Genomic DNA, 17,018 nt, shown 5'->3' on the forward strand with positions numbered 1-17,018 from the left:
GACCCGCCACCCGAAGGAGTGAACCCCGGACGGGAGTTGAGGGGCAAGTTCCGCAGGCCTTTGCAGAGGCCTTGCGTGGCACGCCGGTTGGACGACGGCGACGGCCGGTGGCAGTATTCGCCACCGCACCTTCCCGGAACAAATCATTCCATCCCAAACCCGGCGCCTGACCTGCGTGGCTGCGCCGGTCCGGCAACCGTTACCGGTCTTCTGTGGACGTTGTGAAAGGCTCGTGCAGACTGGCCGGATGCGCACTGAACTCGTGTCCGAACCGGGAGACGCCGACCGCCCCAACGAGGACTTCGCCGCTGTCGGACTACCGGCCTCGGGACAAGGCGGTTCGGTCGTCGTCCTGGACGGGGTCACACCGCCGAGAACGGGGACGGGCTGTCTGCATTCCGTCCCCTGGTTCACCGCACGCCTCGGCGGAGCACTGACCGAACTGACCGTTTCACTCCCGGATGTTCCCCTGGTCGACGCCTTGTCCCGCGCCATCGCGCGTACCTCCGAGGCACACGCCACAACCTGTGACCTTTCTCACCCTCGCACCCCCCAGGCCACGGTCGTCGTGGCCCGCTGGAATCCGGCCACGGTGGAGTACCTGGTCCTGTCCGATTCGGCCCTGCTGCTGGAGTCGCCGGACGGCGTGGTGACACCCGTCCTCGACGACCGGCTGGCCCTGCTCCCCCGCTCGGCGCTGGCCACGGACGCCCTGGTGGACTCCACGCTCCGCAACCTGGAGGGCGGCTTCTTCACGGCGGCCGCCGACCCCTCGGTGGCGGCCCGGGCGGTGACCGGAACCGTGCCCCGTGGCGAGGTCCGTGCACTGGCGGCGCTCACGGACGGCGCGACACGGTGGGTCGAGCGGTTCGAGGAGGGCGACTGGACGGACTGTCTCCGCCTCGTCCGCAAGGAAGGCCCGCAGGCCCTGGTGGACCGCGTCCGGACCCTGGAGCGGTCGGACGCCGCCGAGACGTTCCCGGGCCGGAGCAAGAGGCACGACGACGCGACGGCCGTGTACGTCGAGTTCTAGATCTCCGGGACGTTCGCCCGGCCTACTTCTCCATGCCGCGGTTGAGCTGGTGCAGCAGCCGGGCCAGTTCCGTGACCTCGCGGGAGTCCCAGTCGGCCAGGCGGCCGGCGTAGCGGGCACGGCGCGCCTCGCGGACCCGGCGGACGCGGTCGTGGCCCTCCTGGGTGAGGGCGACGAGCCAGGCGCGTCCGTCGGCGGGGTCGGGCTCACGCGCCACCAGCCCGAGTTCCTCCAGGGCGCGCAGCTGGCGGGACATGGTCGCCTTGCCGACCCCGATGTAGGCGGCGAGTTCGGTGGCCCGCTGCTTTCCGCACTCGTCGAGCCGCACGAGCAGGCCGTACGCGGACGACTCCAGGTCGGGGTGGACCTCGCGGGCCATCTCACCCTGGCTGGCCCGGGCGCGACGCAGCAGCACGGTCAGCTCGCGTTCGAGGGCCAGGAAGGCGGGCTGGTCCACACCGGTTCCGGCCACACCGGGACCGGGCACACCGGGTCCGGGCACACCGGGTCCGGGCACACCGGGTCCGGGCACACCGGCGTCGCGGTGTCCGTCGTCGTTGCCGCCCTCGTGCACGTCTGCCCCTGCCTCGGTCGTCGTCCGGCCCTGAGAGTTCCGGTACCTGGATTTTCCGCCACCTGCCGCCATCACCGCAGTTCGGCAAGTATTCCGCAGGTCAGGGCGCGCGTGTCCACAGGGCCGCGACACGGTGAAGGCCCGGGCCTCCCTCACGAGAACCCGGGCCTTCCTCATCCGGCCACGTCCGTCACGCCGCGACCGGAACCTCCGGCGCCGCCCCGTTGGTCGCGGGCGCGAGCGCCAGCTCCAGGACCTGGCGGACGTCGGTGACGGTGTGGACGTCGAGCTTGTCCAGCACCTCCGCCGGGACGTCGTCCAGGTCGGGCTCGTTGCGCTTGGGGATGATCACCGTGGTGACCCCCGCCCGGTGCGCGGCGAGCAGCTTCTGCTTCACACCGCCGATGGGCAGGACCCGCCCGGTCAGCGAGACCTCGCCGGTCATCGCCACGTCCGTGCGGACCAGCCGGCCGGACAGCAGGGACGCGAGGGCCGTCGTCATCGTGATGCCGGCGCTCGGGCCGTCCTTGGGGACCGCGCCCGCGGGGAAATGGATGTGCACGCCCCGGTCCTTCAGGTCGGCCACCGGCAGTTCCAGCTCGGCGCCGTGGGAGCGCAGGAAGCTCAGCGCGATCTGCGCGGACTCCTTCATCACGTCGCCCAGCTGACCGGTCAGGGTCAGCCCGGCCGCGCCCGTCTCCGGATCGGCCAGGGACGCCTCGACGTAGAGCACGTCACCGCCCGCCCCGGTCACCGCGAGCCCGGTCGCCACGCCCGGCACGGACGTCCGCCGCTCGGCGGGGTCCTGGGCGGACTCGGGCACGTGGTGGGGCCGGCCGATCAGCTCGCGCAGGTCCTCGTCCCGGACGGTGAAGGGCAGTTCCCGTTCGCCCAGTTCGTGCTGGGCGGCGACCTTGCGCAGCAGCCGTGCGACGGACCGCTCCAGGGTGCGCACGCCCGCCTCGCGCGTGTACTCGCCGGCGAGCTTGCGCAGCGCGCCCTCGTCGATGGTCACCTCGTCCTTGTCCAGCCCGGCCCGCTCCAGCTGGCGCGGGAGCAGGTGGTCACGGGCGATGACGACCTTCTCGTCCTCGGTGTAGCCGTCCAGGCGGACGATCTCCATCCGGTCGGCAAGGGCCTCCGGGATCGCCTCCAGGACGTTGGCCGTCGCGAGGAAGACGACGTCGGACAGGTCCAGCTCGACCTCCAGGTAGTGGTCCCGGAAGGTGTGGTTCTGCGCCGGGTCGAGCACTTCGAGGAGGGCTGCGGCCGGGTCGCCCCGGAAGTCCGAGCCCACCTTGTCGATCTCGTCGAGGAGCACGACCGGGTTCATCGACCCGGCTTCCTTGATGGCCCGGACGATCCGGCCCGGCAGCGCGCCGACGTACGTACGCCGGTGGCCGCGGATCTCGGCCTCGTCGCGGACACCGCCGAGGGCGACGCGGACGAACGTGCGGCCCATGGCGTGGGCGACGGACTCCCCGAGCGAGGTCTTGCCGACGCCGGGCGGCCCGACGAGCGCGAGCACGGCACCGCCGCGCCGCCCGCCGACCACGCCGAGGCCCCGGTCGTCACGGCGCTTGCGCACCGCCAGGTACTCGGTGATGCGTTCCTTGACGTCCTCCAGGCCCGCGTGCTCGGCGTCCAGGACGGCTTGGGCACCCCGGATGTCGTAGGCGTCCTCGGTGCGCTCGCTCCACGGCATCTCCAGGACCGTGTCGAGCCAGGTGCGGATCCAGGAGCCCTCGGGCGACTGGTCGGAGGACCGCTCCAGCTTGTCGACCTCCTTGAGCGCGGCCTCGCGGACCTTCTCGGGCAGGTCGGCGGCCTCCACCCGGGCGCGGTAGTCGTCGGACTCCTCGCCCTCCTGCTCGCCGTGGAGTTCGCGCAGCTCCTTGCGGACCGCTTCCAGCTGACGCCGCAGCAGGAACTCGCGCTGCTGCTTGTCGACGCCCTCCTGGACGTCCTTGGCGATCGACTCGGCCACGTCCTGCTCGGCGAGGTGGTCGCGCAGCTGCTGGGTGGCGAGCTTCAGGCGGGCCACCGGGTCGGTGGTCTCCAGCAGTTCGATCTTCTGCTCGGTGGTCAGGAACGGCGAGTAGCCGGAGTTGTCGGCGAGCGCCGAGACGTCGTCGATGGCCTGGACCCGGTCGACGACCTGCCAGGCGCCGCGCTTGCGCAGCCAGGCGGTGGCGAGGGCCTTGTACTCCTTGACCAGTTCGGCGAGATGACCGGGCAGGGGCTCCGGCACGGTCTCGTCGACGCCGGTGCCCTCGACCCAGAGAGCCGCGCCGGGACCGGTGGTCCCCGCGCCGATGCGCACCCGCCCGCGGCCGCGGATCAGCGCGCCCGGGTCGCCGTCGGCCAGCCGGCCGACCTGTTCCACGGTACCGAGCACACCGGTGTTCGCGTAGGTCCCGTCGATGCGTGGCACCAGGAGTACCCGGGGCTTTCCGGGTGTTGACCGGGCAGCGGCCTGGGCGGCCTCCACCGCGGCACGGACCTCGGAATCGCTCAGGTCCAGCGGGACCACCATCCCGGGCAGCACGACTTCTCCGTCGAGCGGCAGCACGGGCAGGGTGAGCGGTGAGGACGTCGAAGCCATGATCTCCCCTTCGGCAGTCAAGTTGAGCTATGCCGACTCAATGCATGGGCCTGTCCGTATGTTCCCCACGGGCTGTTCGCTGTCAGCGATCACTGATGACGCCGGGGCCGGGAGGGCGCGTAAGGTCCCTTGCGTAAGGGACGATCATGTATTGCACTCATTACAGGGGGATGCGTGGACAGCACCGTGCAGGCATGGGTGGACGGATGGGTCGTGTCGCGCGGGGCCGCCCCGCCCCTGCCCGAGCCGTGGGGCCGGACGATCGATGTGGGGATGTCCGGGCACGTCACACGGCATGTGTTCGGCGCGACGGGCGACGACCTCGACGAGGCGACCGTCCGCAAGGTGGCCGAGACGGTCACCGGGCACGGGGTGTGGCTGAAGGCCTTCCGGGACCCGTCGGTGGTCTCCGGCTGGCTCGACGACAGCTGGTGGATCGATCCCGAGCCGGGTTACCTGATGACCGTCCCGCTGGTGGCGGACGGCGCTCCCGAGGCGCCCGACGGCTACCGGCTGCGCCAGTGGTCGCGCGGCGGAGTGACCCGGCTGATGGTGGCCGCGCCGGACGGGTCCCTGGCGGCACGCGGCCAGATCGCCCCGACGGGTGTGACCGCCGTCGCCGACCGGATCGAGACGGCGCCCGAACACCGCCGCAAGGGTCTGGGCAGCCTCGTCATGAGGACATTGCAGAACGCCGCCGCCCGGCAGGGCGCGCGGACCGGCGTCCTGGCCGGGACACCCGCGGGGCGCGGGCTCTACGAGGCGCTCGGCTGGACCGTGGTGGCCCCGCTGACCAGCGCCCGGCACGACCCGCCGGCCTCCGCCCGGGCCTGAAGAACCTCACGCCTCACGCACGGGCCGAGCCGAGCCGAGGCCCCGCATACTCCCCTCCGCCCGGGCCGAGGAGCCTCACGGCTCAGGCGCCGGCCGAGCCGAGGCGTGCCGCGTACCACCGCCGGACCACCGGCCAGGTCGCGATGCCGATGGCCAGGGCGATGAGGTGCCCCCAGTTCGTCATCGGGTCGGTGAAGGCGAGCAGGTCCTGGAGCAGCATCCAGCCGAACCCGGCCAGCAGCGGCAGACGCAGCCACGGGGGCAGCAGCCCGGACAGGGCGCCGATGCCGGCGGCGACGCCGAAGCTGACCCCGTAGTCGAGGCGGTGCAGCGAGCTGTCGGGCAGGTGCCCGGCCAGGACCGCGAGGCCCACCGGGACCTCGGTCGCGAGGGTGGCGAGGACGTGCCCGAGCAGGAAGACACCGGCGGTGCGCAGACCCCCGATCCGCCGTTCCAGCGCGGTCAGCACCAGCACGAAGGCGATGGCGAACGGTGACGTCACCCCGCCCGCGACCCACAGCGCGCTGCCGAGCAGCACCAGCTCCGGCGTGCGGAGCAGGTGTGTCACATCCGTGCTGGAGCCCTGGAGCAGGGCGTGCACGAGGGCCGGGTCCGCGTGCGCGGAGATCAGCGAGGTGAGACAGAGCAGGAATGCGTATCCGAAGGTGAACGGCGTACCCGTCGGGGTCGGCAGCAGCCGCCACGGACGGATGCGCCGTGGCACGGGCTCCGCCGCCGGGGCGGACGGCCGTGCCTCCGCCACGGGTCTGTCCCTTGGGCCCCGCTGCCGCGGCACCCCGTCCAGCGACCCCGGGACCAAGGGGTCGGGCGCGCCCGACGGCGTCGGTGCGGCCGTCTCGCGGGGCGGCGCGGTGCGTTCCACAGCGGGCACTCCTTCCGTCGGGTCCCAGCCTTCGCCCCGGTCGCCGCGCTGTCTGTGACCCTCGCCACGCGAGAGCCGATGCACCGCAACCCGAAAGCCCTGACTCGCGTCCGCCGGCAGGCCCGGCGAATTGCGAGGCGCCACACGCCCCTCCCCTGTCAGGATGCCCCCATGCCTACCTCGTACGACATTCCCGATGTCCTGGACCGTCGCGAGGGCCCCCACGGTGAGGTGGTGCTGCGGCGGCACGGTGACCGGCTGGAGATCATCTCCAACGGCTGTTTCCTGATGGACACGTCCGACGGCCGCTCGGAGCGGCGGCTGGTCGACGCGGCCCTGGAGGCCCTGGCCGGCCGGGACCGCCCCGAGGTCCTGATAGGCGGGCTCGGCGTCGGCTTCTCTCTCGCGCACGCCGCGGCGGACCCGCGCTGGGGGCGGATCACGGTGGTGGAACGCGAGCACGCGATCGTCGAATGGCACCGCGACGGCCCGCTCTCCGCCCTCTCCGCCCGGGCCCTGGCCGATCCCCGCACGCACATCGTGGAAGCCGATCTCGTCGCACACGTCAATGAGACATCCGACACGTACGACGCCCTGTGCCTCGACATCGACAACGGACCCGGCTGGACCGTCACGGAGGGCAACGGAAATCTCTACCGGGAAGCCGGACTGGCAAGCTGCGCAAGGGTGTTGAGACCCGGCGGGGTTCTGGCGGTCTGGTCCGCCCAGCCGTCACCGGAATTCGAAGAAACCTTGCGGAATGCCGGGTTCCAACAGGTGCGTACCGAAGAGATCCCCGTTGCCCGGGGCGTTCCGGACGTCGTACACCTCGCCATCCGCCCTGGATAGCAAAGGCGTACTGACTCCCCGTACGCTGCTCCCCTGACGCCGATCATTCAAGCGTCAATCGCAACCATGCGCAGGCATAGCCAGTCAGAAGGAATCACCCCACTGATTCCGGAAAGCACACCCCAGGGGCGGGCGATGGAGCAGACACAGACCTCCCACAACGGTTCGGCGACGGCTACTCCGGGCGCACAGCGCCGGGTCCTGGTGGTCGAGGACGACGCGACGATCGTGGACGCCATCGCGACCCGCCTGCGCGCCGAGGGATTCCTCGTGCAAACGGCGGGTGACGGTCCGGCCGCGGTCGACACCGCCGAGGCGTGGCAGCCCGACCTGCTGATCCTCGACATCATGCTGCCCGGCTTCGACGGCCTGGAGGTCTGCCGCCGCGTGCAGGCCGCCCGCCCGGTGCCGGTCATGATGCTCACCGCGCGCGACGACGAGACCGACATGCTGGTCGGGCTCGGCGTCGGCGCGGACGACTACATGACCAAGCCGTTCTCGATGCGGGAGCTGGCGGCGCGCGTGCACGTGCTGCTGCGCCGGGTGGAGCGCGCCGCCATCGCGGCGGCCACCCCCCGCTCCGGCATCCTGCGCCTCGGCGAGCTGGAGATCGACCACGCGCAGCGCCGGGTTCGGGTGCGCAGCGAGGACGTTCACCTCACGCCCACCGAGTTCGACCTGCTGGTGTGCCTGGCGAACACTCCGCGGGCGGTGCTCTCCCGTGAGCAGCTGCTCGCCGAGGTCTGGGACTGGGCGGACGCCTCCGGCACCCGCACGGTCGACAGCCACATCAAGGCGCTGCGCCGGAAGATCGGCGCCGAGCGGATCCGCACGGTGCACGGCGTGGGGTACGCCCTGGAGACCCCGACGCCATGAGCGGCGGGCCGGCCGCACGGAGAAACCCCGGGGAGCCGGATCCCTGGGGCGGGGTGAGCCCGTTCTCGATCAAGACCAAGCTGGGCGCGCTGGTCGTCATCTCGGTGCTGATCACCACAGGTCTGTCGGTGATCGCGGTGCACACCAAGACGGAGCTGCGCTTCATCACGGTCTTCTCGATGATCGCCACGCTTCTCATTACGCAGTTCGTGGCCCATTCACTCACGGCACCGCTGGACGAGATGACCGCGGTGGCCCGTTCCATCTCGCAGGGCGACTACACCCGCCGCACGCGGGAGAACCGCCGTGACGAGCTGGGCGCCCTGGCCGTGACGATCAACGCCATGGCCGACGAGCTGGAGGCCCAGGACAGCCAGCGCAAGGAACTCGTGGCGAACGTCTCGCACGAGCTGCGCACGCCCATCGCGGGTCTGCGCGCGGTGCTGGAGAACATCGTCGACGGCGTCACGCAGGCCGACCCGGAGACCATGCGCACGGCCCTGAAGCAGACCGAGCGCCTCGGGCGGCTGGTGGAGACGCTGCTGGACCTGTCCCGTTTGGACAACGGCGTCGTACCGCTGAAACAGCGGCGGTTCGAGGTGTGGCCGTATCTGTCCGGCGTGCTGAAGGAGGCCAACATGGTCGCCTCCGTGCGCGCGGGCATCGCCACCGGCTCGGGCAGTCACACCCGTACGGACGTCCATCTGCACCTCGACGTCCACCCGCCGGAGCTGACGGCGCACGCCGACCCGGAGCGCATCCACCAGGTCGTCGCCAACCTGATCGACAACGCGGTCAAGCACAGCCCGCCGCACGGCCGGGTGACGGTCAAGGCGCGGCGGGGCGCCCTGCCGGAGTCGCTGGAGCTGGAGGTCCTGGACGAGGGCCCCGGCATTCCGAAGTCCGAGTGGCACCGCGTCTTCGAGCGGTTCAACCGCGGCAGCGCCAAGCGGCCGCAGGGACCGGGCAGCGACGGCGGCACGGGCCTCGGCCTGGCCATCGCCCGCTGGGCGGTGGACCTGCACGGGGGCCGGATCGGAGTGGCCGAATCCGAGCGAGGTTGCCGGATTCTTGTCACTCTTCCGGGACTTACATCTGTGCCAAGTTGACGTAAAGTTCGAAGCGGAGCCACAAGATCCACGGGCGTCCGCACTGACGGACACGTGTGATCAGGCACGGGCCCGCGCCACCGGCGCCCCGGGCCCTGCCCCGCTCTTGCCTCACGAAGCGGAACCACGCTTGTTTCCCGCCATTTCAAGCCCCGAAACACGGTTCCAGATGTGACTTGCACGACGTTGCGCGGGCCCGGCCTGACCTTCCCCGTCCAGGGGGCGTAGCCTTGATTCCCGCTGTCCATCATCTTGTGAAGCGGAAGAGGGCGGTTGCCGCCGTGTCGCCACAGTCCCCCAGTAACTCGAGCATCTCGACCGACACCGACCAAGCGGGGAAGAACCCTGCCGCGTCGTTCGGTGCCAACGAGTGGCTCGTCGACGAGATCTATCAGCAGTACCTCCAGGACCCGAATTCGGTAGACCGAGCCTGGTGGGACTTCTTCGCCGACTACAAGCCAGGGGCGGCCGCCGCCTCGGCTCCGGCGGGTACCGCGGCCGCGGGGGCCGCGGGGACCACCACCACCGCTCAGCCGGCCGCTCCGGCCACTCCCGCGCAGGCCCCGGCCCCGGCCGCCGAGAAGCCCGCCGCAGCGCCGGCCCCCGCCCCGGCTCCGGCCCCGGCGAAGCCCGCCGCTCAGGCCCCGGCGCAGAAGGCCGCCCCGGCCCCGAAGCCCGCCGCCAAGCCGGCCGCCGCCGCGAAGAAGGCCGAGCCCGCCGCCGAAGCCCCCTCGGGCCCCGAGCAGGTCGTGCTGCGCGGCCCGGCCGCCGCGGTCGCGAAGAACATGAACGCCTCCCTGGAGGTGCCCACGGCCACGTCCGTGCGCGCCGTGCCGGTGAAGCTTCTGTTCGACAACCGCATCGTCATCAACAACCACCTGAAGCGGGCCCGGGGCGGGAAGATCTCCTTCACGCACCTGATCGGCTACGCGATGGTGCAGGCCATCAAGGCCATGCCGTCGATGAACTACTCCTACGCGGAGAAGGACGGCAAGCCGACCCTGGTCAAGCCGGAGCACATCAACTTCGGCCTCGCCATCGACCTGGTGAAGCCCAACGGCGACCGCCAGCTCGTGGTCGCGGGCATCAAGAAGGCCGAGACCCTGAACTTCTTCGAGTTCTGGCAGGCCTACGAGGACATCGTCCGCCGCGCCCGCGACGGCAAGCTCGGCATGGACGACTTCACCGGCGTGACGGTCTCTCTGACCAACCCCGGCGGCCTCGGCACCGTGCACTCCGTGCCGCGCCTGATGCCCGGCCAGTCCGTGATCATGGGCGTCGGCTCCATGGACTACCCCGCGGAGTTCCAGGGCACCTCCCAGGACACCCTGAACAAGCTCGGCATCTCGAAGGTCATGACGCTCACGTCGACCTACGACCACCGGGTGATCCAGGGCGCCGCCTCCGGCGAGTTCCTGCGGATCGTCGCGAACCTCCTCCTCGGTGAGAACGGCTTCTACGACGACGTCTTCGAGGCGCTGCGCATCCCCTACGAGCCGGTCCGCTGGCTCAAGGACATCGACGCCAGCCACGACGACGACGTCACGAAGGCCGCCCGCGTCTTCGAGCTGATCCACTCCTACCGGGTCCGCGGCCACGTCATGGCCGACACCGACCCGCTGGAGTACCAGCAGCGCAAGCACCCCGACCTGGACATCACCGAGCACGGGCTCACCCTGTGGGACCTGGAGCGTGAGTTCGCCGTCGGCGGCTTCTCGGGCAAGTCGATGATGAAGCTGCGCGACATCCTCGGTGTCCTGCGCGACTCGTACTGCCGCACGACCGGCATCGAGTTCATGCACATCCAGGACCCCAAGCAGCGCAAGTGGATCCAGGACCGCGTGGAGCGGCCGCACTCCAAGCCGGAGCGCGAGGAGCAGCTGCGCATCCTGCGCCGTCTGAACGCCGCCGAGGCCTTCGAGACGTTCCTGCAGACCAAGTACGTCGGCCAGAAGCGTTTCAGCCTGGAGGGCGGCGAGTCCGTCATCCCGCTGCTGGACGCCGTGCTGGACTCGGCCGCCGAGTCCCGCCTGGACGAGGTCGTCATCGGCATGGCCCACCGCGGCCGGCTGAACGTCCTCGCCAACATCGTCGGCAAGTCGTACGCGCAGATCTTCCGCGAGTTCGAGGGCAACCTCGACCCGAAGTCGATGCACGGCTCCGGTGACGTGAAGTACCACCTGGGCGCCGAGGGCACCTTCACCGGTCTCGACGGCGAGCAGATCAAGGTCTCCCTGGTGGCGAACCCCTCGCACCTGGAGGCGGTGGACCCGGTCCTGGAGGGCGTCTCGCGCGCCAAGCAGGACATCATCAACAAGGGCGGCACGGACTTCACGGTCCTGCCGGTGGCGATCCACGGCGACGCGGCCTTCGCGGGCCAGGGCGTGGTGGCCGAGACCCTGAACATGTCGCAGCTGCGCGGCTACCGCACCGGCGGCACGGTCCACATCGTCATCAACAACCAGGTCGGCTTCACCGCAGCCCCCGAGTCCTCGCGTTCCTCCATGTACGCGACGGACGTGGCCCGCATGATCGAGGCCCCGATCTTCCACGTGAACGGCGACGACCCCGAGGCGGTCGTCCGCGTCGCCCGTCTGGCCTTCGAGTTCCGCCAGGCGTTCAACAAGGACGTGGTGATCGACCTCATCTGCTACCGCCGCCGCGGTCACAACGAGTCGGACAACCCGGCCTTCACCCAGCCGCTGATGTACGACCTGATCGACAAGAAGCGCTCGGTGCGCAAGCTCTACACCGAGTCCCTGATCGGTCGCGGCGACATCACCCTGGAAGAGGCCGAGCAGGCGCTGCAGGACTACCAGGGCCAGCTGGAGAAGGTGTTCACGGAGGTCCGTGAGGCCACGTCCCAGCCGGCGACGGTCGAGCCCACGGATCCGCAGGCCGAGTTCCCGGTCGCCGTGAACACCGCGGTGACTACGGAGGTCGTCAAGCGGATCGCCGAGTCCCAGGTCAACATCCCCGACCACATCACGGTCCACCCGCGTCTGCTGCCGCAGCTGCAGCGCCGGGCGGCGATGGTCGAGGACGGCACCATCGACTGGGGCATGGGCGAGACCCTCGCGATCGGCTCCCTCCTGCTGGAGGGCGTCCCGGTCCGCCTGGCGGGCCAGGACTCGCAGCGCGGTACGTTCGGCCAGCGCCACGCGGTCATCATCGACCGCAGCACGGGCGAGGAGTACACGCCGCTGCAGTACCTCTCCGAGGACCAGGCGCGGCTCAACGTCTACAACTCCCTGCTGTCCGAGTACGCGGCGATGGGCTTCGAGTACGGCTACTCGCTGGCCCGCCCCGAGGCGCTCGTGATGTGGGAGGCGCAGTTCGGCGACTTCGTCAACGGCGCGCAGACGGTCGTGGACGAGTTCATCTCGTCGGCCGAGCAGAAGTGGGCCCAGACCTCCGGTGTCGTCCTGCTGCTGCCGCACGGCTACGAGGGCCAGGGCCCGGACCACTCCTCGGCCCGCCCGGAGCGCTTCCTCCAGATGTGCGCGCAGAACAACATGACGGTCGCCATGCCGACGTCGCCGTCGAACTACTTCCACCTCCTGCGGTGGCAGGTGCACAACCCGCACCACAAGCCGCTGGTGGTCTTCACGCCGAAGTCGATGCTGCGGCTGAAGGCGGCGGCGGCGAAGGCGGAGGAGTTCACGACCGGGCAGTTCCAGCCGGTCATCGGCGACTCCTCGGTCGACCCGGCCGCGGTCAAGAAGGTCGTCTTCTGCGCCGGCAAGGTCTACTACGACCTGGAGGCCGAGCGTCAGAAGCGCGGCGTGACGGACACGGCGATCATCCGCATCGAGCGCCTGTACCCGCTGCCGGGTGCCGAGCTCCAGGCGGAGATCAAGAAGTACCCGAACGCCGAGAAGTACCTGTGGGCCCAGGAGGAGCCGGCGAACCAGGGTGCCTGGCCGTTCATCGCGCTCAACCTGATCGACCACCTGGACCTGGCGGTCGGCGCGGACGTCCCGCACGGCGAGCGGCTGCGGCGCATCTCGCGCCCGCACGGCTCGTCCCCGGCGGTGGGTTCGGCGAAGCGTCACCAGGCCGAGCAGGAGCAGCTGGTGCGTGAGGTGTTCGAGGCGTAATCGCCCTCGCGCGTCGTTCGCGGCCGGGCCGCATCCCCGCATCGGGGGTGCGGCCCGGCCGTTTTCGCGCACCTATCCTTGAGGCATGTACTTCACGGACCGTGGCATCGAGGAACTGGAGAAGCGGCGCGGCGAGGAGGAAGTCACCTTCGAGTGGCTCGCCGAGCAGCTGCGGACGTTCGTCGATCTCAATCCCGACTTCGAGGTGCCGGTGGAGCGGCTGGCGACGTGGCTGGCGCGGCTGGACGACGAGGACGACGAGTAGACACCGGCTCCGGTCCCGGACGGCTTGAAACGGTGTGTGAAGGCGTGAGCCGGGCCGGGGTTTTCCGTGCGTGGGTGCGTGGAGGTGTGAGGCAGGCCGGGGTTGTCAGTCGCGCGGGTGCGTGAAGGCGTGAACCGGGTCGGGGACGTCAGTCGCGTGGGTGTGTGAGGGCGTAGGTCAGTCCCAGCGCGCCGTGCGTGAGAAGCAGGGCTCCGGCCGTCACCCAGCCCCAGCCGCCGCTGCGCCTGCGCAGGCCCCAGGAGAGCAGCGGCGCGCCCGCCGCCACCGTGCCGGGGCCAGGGCGCGCGCTCCCGGCCCGCCGGTCCAGGGCATCCAGGGGCCGAGGCGGGCGGTGGTCGACGGTGTCGTGTGCGGCGACCGCGTCACGGGGGCCGGGCCAGTCGACGGCCACGCTGTCCGGCCTGCGGGCGGCGGCCTCCAGGAGACGGTCGGCCGGTTCCCCGGGGAGGAGTCCGGCGGGCAGGGCGACGCCCGCGCGCGAGGACCGCGAGCAGCCTGCGCAGGCGGGCGCCGGCGTCCGCCCCGGGGTGGGCATTGGTCAGCCGGTCGAGGGCCTGGACGTCCAGGACGGGGTCGAGCCCCATGCGTGCGGCGAAGGTGCGCAGAACCACGGTCCCCCCCACCGCCCCGCCGTTCACGACCCACTCGAAGCCGACCGGCCGGCGGAAGCCGGACGCGAGGGATGAACCCCATGCGCCGCCCGCACGAGTCAGCCGCATCGGTGTGCGCAGCAGGTGGGCGACGGGCGCGACGGACGCGGGAGCCGCCCGGCACAGCAGGAGCGTTCCGGCCGCGGGACCGGTGCGGGCATCTTCCGTCGACCTGGCCACCCGCTAGGCCGAATTCTCACAGTCTGGGCCCTTTGTCCGCCCTACCGTCCCCGAAACGAGTGCCTTGACTTTCCTCAACCGCGATATATCGTGAATACGAGAGGACGCGATATGGCGCGTCCGGTCGGGGAGGTCTTCGCCATGTCCGAGTGGTCCGTCTCAGAACCGAGGAAGCTCACCTTCGACGAGCCGGTGAGCGACCTGCGCGTGCGCCTCGTCAACGGCACGGTCAACGTGGTGGGCACCGACGAAGCATCCGCCCGCCTGGAGATCTCCGAGATCGAGGGCCCACCCCTCCTGGTCACCCACCACGACGGCGTCCTCACGGTGGCCTACGAAGACCTGCCCTGGAAGGGTTTCCTCAAGTGGCTGGACCGCAAGGGCTGGCGCCGGAGCGCGGTCGTCTCCCTGGCCGTCCCCGCCGGCACCGGCGTCGAGGTGGGCGTCGTGGGAGCCGCCGCCGTGGTCTCCGGGATCCGCGGCGCGTCGGTGGTCAAGGGCGTCACCGGCAACACGACTCTGGTGGGCCTCTCCGGCCCGGTGCGCGCCGACACGGTCTCCGGCAGCCTGGAGGCCCAGGACGTGACCGGCGACCTGCGGTTCAACTCGGTCTCTGGGGACCTGACGGTGATCGAGGGCTCCGGCCCCTCCGTGCGGGCGGAGTCGGTCAGCGGCTCGATGATCGTCGACCTCGACCCGAACGGCCCGACGGACGTCCGGCTGACCAGCGTCTCGGGCGAGATCGCCATCCGGCTGCCGTACCCGGCGGACGCGGACGTCGAGGCGAACACGGCCAGCGGATCCCTCTCCAACGCCTTCGACGGCCTGCGGGTGCACGGCCAGTGGGGAGCCCACAAGATCACGGGCCGTCTGGGCGCGGGCACCGGCAAGCTGCGGGCCACCACCGTCTCCGGCTCGATCGCCCTGCTGCGTCGCCCGGCTGGCGACGACGATCACGACGACGCGCCATGGGACGCCCGGCCCGGCAACGGCAACGGCAACGGCAACGCGGCGAAAGCCCCGGCGAGCGGCCGCCCGGACGGTTCGGGAGACAATTCCGTCTCCGGCCCGGGCGATGACGCCACCACCACCCCGGCCGACGGCACAACCGACAAGAAGGTGCTCTGACATGCCCCCCGTCTTCGCCCACGGCCGCCTCCGCCTCTACCTGCTGAAGCTGCTGGACGAGGCTCCCCGCCACGGCTACGAGGTGATCCGCCTCCTCGAGGAGCGCTTCCAGGGGCTGTACGCGCCGTCGGCGGGCACGGTCTACCCGCGCCTGGCCAAGCTGGAGGCCGAGGGGCTGGTCACGCACACCACCGAGGGCGGCCGCAAGGTCTACTCGATCACCGACGCGGGCCGCGCCGAACTGGCCGACCGCAGCGGCGAGCTGGCCGACCTGGAGCTGGAGATCCGCGACTCGGTCGCGGAACTGGCCGCGGAGATCCAGGCCGACGTGCGCGGAGCCGCCGGCGACCTGCGCCGCGAGATGCGCGCGGCGGCGACGGAGGCCCGCCGGGGCAACGGCACCGGGACCGGGACCGACGGTACGACGGGCGCCCCCTTCGGCGACTTCACGCAGCACGGCGACAAGGAGGCCTGGCGCATCGCCAAGGAGGAGATGCGCCGCGCCCGGCAGGAGTGGAAGGAACAGGCCCGGCGCGCCAAGGACGAGAGCCGCCGCGCCCGAGAGGACGCCCAGCGCGCCCGCCGCCAGGCGAAGGAGGCCCAGGAGCAGGCCCGCGCCCAGGCACAGGAGCAGGTCCAGCGCATCACCCGCCGTGTCCAGGAGCAGGTGCAGGACCACTTCGCCCGCGGCGACTGGCCGACGGGTCTGCGCGAGGGCCTGAGTGAACTGGTCAAGGAGGTCGGCGAGTTCGGGAAGGAGTACGGCAAGGACTTCGCCTTCGACTGGACCGGCACGAGCGCCGGCACCGGCAAGCCGACCGCGGAGCCGACCCCCTCACAGCCCGCGGAGGACTTCCCGGCCGCCTATGAACCCGCCTGGGCCCACGAGGACGCCGCGGACTCCACCGGCGACCCGGCCCGCGACCTGGACCGCCTGCTCGACCGCTTCCGGGACGACATCCGTGACGCGGCCCGCGACCACGGCGTCACGCCCGAGCAGCTGCGTGACGCCCGCCGCCACCTGTCGACCGCCGCGGCCCACATAGGAGCCCTCCTGCGCACCCGGAAGAAGTAGGCGCCCAGGCCGGGGCCCTTCAGCCGGCCTTGGCCTCGCCGCCGCTCCCGTACAGCACCCGCACCACGGACGCGTACGTCACCCCGTGTGCGGCGAGGACCTCGGCGGGCACTCCGGGGCGGGTGGTCAGGGCCAGCAGGATGTGCTCGTCCCCGATGTGCCGGTCCCGCTGGGCGAGGGCGACCCGCAAGGAGCGCTCCAGCACATCCCTGGCCCCCCGCCCGAAGGAGGAACGTCCCGACCACCACCGCTTGTCCTTCGAACCGCCCGCCAAGGCGCCGACCCCGTGCGTCTGCTCCACCCGGGCGACGATCTCCTCCACGTCGATCCCGAGCCCGGCGAGCGCGTCGGTCTCGGCCTGCGTCAGCCCGGCCCGCCGCCGTGCCTCGCGCAGCGCCTCCCGCACGGACTCCCGCCGCTCGCCGAGCCCGAGGGCGACGAGCGCGAAGGACCCACGACTGCCTTCCCGGTCGAGCAGCGCCAGCAGCAGATGCTCCGGCTCCACAGACCGCCCCTCCCCACCGCGCCCCTCCACATACGCGTAGGCGCCCTTGACCACGTCCCTGGCGTCTTTCGTGAACCGCTCGAACATCAATGCCTCCCGTACTTCTTGTGCACGGCCTGCCTGCTCACACCGAGTTCGGTGGCGATCTCCTGCCACGACCAGCCCTGGTTGCGCGCATTGCGCACCTGTACGGCTTCCAACTGCTCCAGGAGCCGACGCAGCGCGGCGACGGCCCGTAGGCCGACCCGTGGATCACGGTCACCCGCGCGCTCGGCCAGATCCGTTGCTTCGGTCATGCAGTCAACCTACGTTGACACCCGCCCCGCGTCAA

At 71.2% G+C, this 17,018-nt stretch carries 14 protein-coding genes and 1 pseudogene; 9 read left to right on the forward strand and 6 right to left on the reverse strand.

Features of this window, described 5'->3' with window-relative positions; genetic code table 11:
* Positions 1-247 precede the first annotated feature (247 nt).
* A complete protein-coding gene (locus tag ACFZDI_RS01975; protein WP_391247138.1) occupies positions 248-1,033 on the forward strand; it encodes a protein phosphatase 2C domain-containing protein in 786 nt (261 codons plus the stop codon).
* A gap of 22 nt (positions 1,034-1,055) precedes the next feature.
* Here the strand turns inward: ACFZDI_RS01975 and ACFZDI_RS01980 are convergent, their stop codons facing one another.
* Both ACFZDI_RS01980 and lon read right to left on the reverse strand, forming a co-directional pair.
* Positions 1,056-1,607: a MarR family transcriptional regulator gene (locus ACFZDI_RS01980; protein ID WP_391247140.1), complete on the reverse strand. Its 552-nt coding sequence runs from the start codon at positions 1,605-1,607 to the stop codon at positions 1,056-1,058.
* A gap of 190 nt (positions 1,608-1,797) precedes the next feature.
* Complete coding sequence (gene lon / locus ACFZDI_RS01985) at positions 1,798-4,212, reverse strand: endopeptidase La (protein ID WP_391247142.1); 2,415 nt, start codon at positions 4,210-4,212, stop codon at positions 1,798-1,800.
* 174 nt (positions 4,213-4,386) lie between these two features.
* Between lon and ACFZDI_RS01990 the strand changes: the two genes are divergently transcribed.
* Positions 4,387-5,046, forward strand: coding sequence for a GNAT family N-acetyltransferase (locus ACFZDI_RS01990; protein WP_234850157.1), 660 nt, complete (start codon positions 4,387-4,389; stop codon positions 5,044-5,046).
* Positions 5,047-5,128: 82 nt separating this feature from the next.
* Here ACFZDI_RS01990 and ACFZDI_RS01995 read toward each other — a convergent pair whose 3' ends face one another.
* Positions 5,129-5,929 (reverse strand): rhomboid-like protein, encoded by an 801-nt coding sequence (locus tag ACFZDI_RS01995; RefSeq protein WP_391247144.1) that lies wholly within the window; start codon positions 5,927-5,929, stop codon positions 5,129-5,131.
* Between the two features lie 171 nt (positions 5,930-6,100).
* On the opposite strand from ACFZDI_RS01995, the gene ACFZDI_RS02000 reads away from it, so the two are divergent.
* The 5 genes from ACFZDI_RS02000 to ACFZDI_RS02020 all read left to right on the forward strand — a co-directional run bounded on the left by ACFZDI_RS02000 (position 6,101) and on the right by ACFZDI_RS02020 (position 13,128).
* The gene (locus ACFZDI_RS02000; RefSeq protein ID WP_234850155.1) at positions 6,101-6,778 is read left to right on the forward strand and encodes a spermidine synthase; all 678 of its coding nucleotides are present in this window, start codon (positions 6,101-6,103) and stop codon (positions 6,776-6,778) included.
* A 135-nt stretch (positions 6,779-6,913) separates the two neighbouring features.
* Positions 6,914-7,654: a response regulator transcription factor gene (locus ACFZDI_RS02005; RefSeq protein ID WP_030851757.1), complete on the forward strand. Its 741-nt coding sequence runs from the start codon at positions 6,914-6,916 to the stop codon at positions 7,652-7,654.
* Complete coding sequence (locus tag ACFZDI_RS02010) at positions 7,651-8,763, forward strand: HAMP domain-containing sensor histidine kinase (RefSeq protein ID WP_361118059.1); 1,113 nt, start codon at positions 7,651-7,653, stop codon at positions 8,761-8,763. The genes ACFZDI_RS02005 and ACFZDI_RS02010 overlap by 4 nt, the downstream gene beginning before the upstream one ends.
* A gap of 281 nt (positions 8,764-9,044) precedes the next feature.
* The gene (locus ACFZDI_RS02015; RefSeq protein ID WP_361118056.1) at positions 9,045-12,863 is read left to right on the forward strand and encodes a multifunctional oxoglutarate decarboxylase/oxoglutarate dehydrogenase thiamine pyrophosphate-binding subunit/dihydrolipoyllysine-residue succinyltransferase subunit; all 3,819 of its coding nucleotides are present in this window, start codon (positions 9,045-9,047) and stop codon (positions 12,861-12,863) included.
* Between the two features lie 85 nt (positions 12,864-12,948).
* Positions 12,949-13,128 carry a DUF6104 family protein gene (locus tag ACFZDI_RS02020; RefSeq protein ID WP_003992906.1) on the forward strand — a complete coding sequence of 60 codons (180 nt, stop codon included), beginning with the start codon at positions 12,949-12,951 and terminating at the stop codon, positions 13,126-13,128.
* Positions 13,129-13,276: 148 nt separating this feature from the next.
* Here the strand turns inward: ACFZDI_RS02020 and ACFZDI_RS02025 are convergent.
* Positions 13,277-13,979 (reverse strand): annotated as a pseudogene (locus tag ACFZDI_RS02025) (hypothetical protein).
* Between the two features lie 141 nt (positions 13,980-14,120).
* On the opposite strand from ACFZDI_RS02025, the gene ACFZDI_RS02030 reads away from it, so the two are divergent.
* The gene (locus ACFZDI_RS02030) at positions 14,121-15,107 is read left to right on the forward strand and encodes a DUF4097 domain-containing protein (RefSeq protein WP_391248001.1); all 987 of its coding nucleotides are present in this window, start codon (positions 14,121-14,123) and stop codon (positions 15,105-15,107) included.
* Between the two features lies 1 nt (position 15,108).
* Positions 15,109-16,182 (forward strand): helix-turn-helix transcriptional regulator, encoded by a 1,074-nt coding sequence (locus ACFZDI_RS02035; RefSeq protein ID WP_391247147.1) that lies wholly within the window; start codon positions 15,109-15,111, stop codon positions 16,180-16,182.
* Between the two features lie 19 nt (positions 16,183-16,201).
* Here the strand turns inward: ACFZDI_RS02035 and ACFZDI_RS02040 are convergent, their stop codons facing one another.
* A complete protein-coding gene (locus tag ACFZDI_RS02040) occupies positions 16,202-16,774 on the reverse strand; it encodes a Clp protease N-terminal domain-containing protein (protein WP_391247148.1) in 573 nt (190 codons plus the stop codon).
* Positions 16,774-16,983, reverse strand: a complete 210-nt coding sequence (locus ACFZDI_RS02045) for an HTH domain-containing protein (RefSeq protein ID WP_003992902.1) — start codon at positions 16,981-16,983, stop codon at positions 16,774-16,776. Before ACFZDI_RS02045 ends, ACFZDI_RS02040 begins: the two co-directional genes overlap by 1 nt.
* Between the last annotated feature and the right edge of the window lie 35 nt (positions 16,984-17,018).

Origin of the sequence: Streptomyces sp. NPDC007907 (assembly GCF_042959365.1) — a bacterium.
Taxonomy (GTDB): Bacteria; Actinomycetota; Actinomycetes; order Streptomycetales; family Streptomycetaceae; genus Streptomyces; species Streptomyces indiaensis.

What these genes read in the sequence shown, in the direction of transcription:
- ACFZDI_RS01975 (WP_391247138.1), top strand. Translation starts at nt 248, where the DNA reads ATGCGCACTGAACTCGTGTCCGAACCGGGAGACGCCGACCGCCCCAAC.
- lon (WP_391247142.1), bottom strand. Translation starts at nt 4,212, where the DNA reads ATGGCTTCGACGTCCTCACCGCTCACCCTGCCCGTGCTGCCGCTCGAC.
- ACFZDI_RS02000 (WP_234850155.1), top strand. Translation starts at nt 6,101, where the DNA reads ATGCCTACCTCGTACGACATTCCCGATGTCCTGGACCGTCGCGAGGGC.
- ACFZDI_RS02005 (WP_030851757.1), top strand. Translation starts at nt 6,914, where the DNA reads ATGGAGCAGACACAGACCTCCCACAACGGTTCGGCGACGGCTACTCCG.
- ACFZDI_RS02010 (WP_361118059.1), top strand. Translation starts at nt 7,651, where the DNA reads ATGAGCGGCGGGCCGGCCGCACGGAGAAACCCCGGGGAGCCGGATCCC.
- ACFZDI_RS02020 (WP_003992906.1), top strand. Translation starts at nt 12,949, where the DNA reads ATGTACTTCACGGACCGTGGCATCGAGGAACTGGAGAAGCGGCGCGGC.
- ACFZDI_RS02030 (WP_391248001.1), top strand. Translation starts at nt 14,121, where the DNA reads ATGTCCGAGTGGTCCGTCTCAGAACCGAGGAAGCTCACCTTCGACGAG.
- ACFZDI_RS02035 (WP_391247147.1), top strand. Translation starts at nt 15,109, where the DNA reads ATGCCCCCCGTCTTCGCCCACGGCCGCCTCCGCCTCTACCTGCTGAAG.
- ACFZDI_RS02040 (WP_391247148.1), bottom strand. Translation starts at nt 16,774, where the DNA reads ATGTTCGAGCGGTTCACGAAAGACGCCAGGGACGTGGTCAAGGGCGCC.
- ACFZDI_RS02045 (WP_003992902.1), bottom strand. Translation starts at nt 16,983, where the DNA reads ATGACCGAAGCAACGGATCTGGCCGAGCGCGCGGGTGACCGTGATCCA.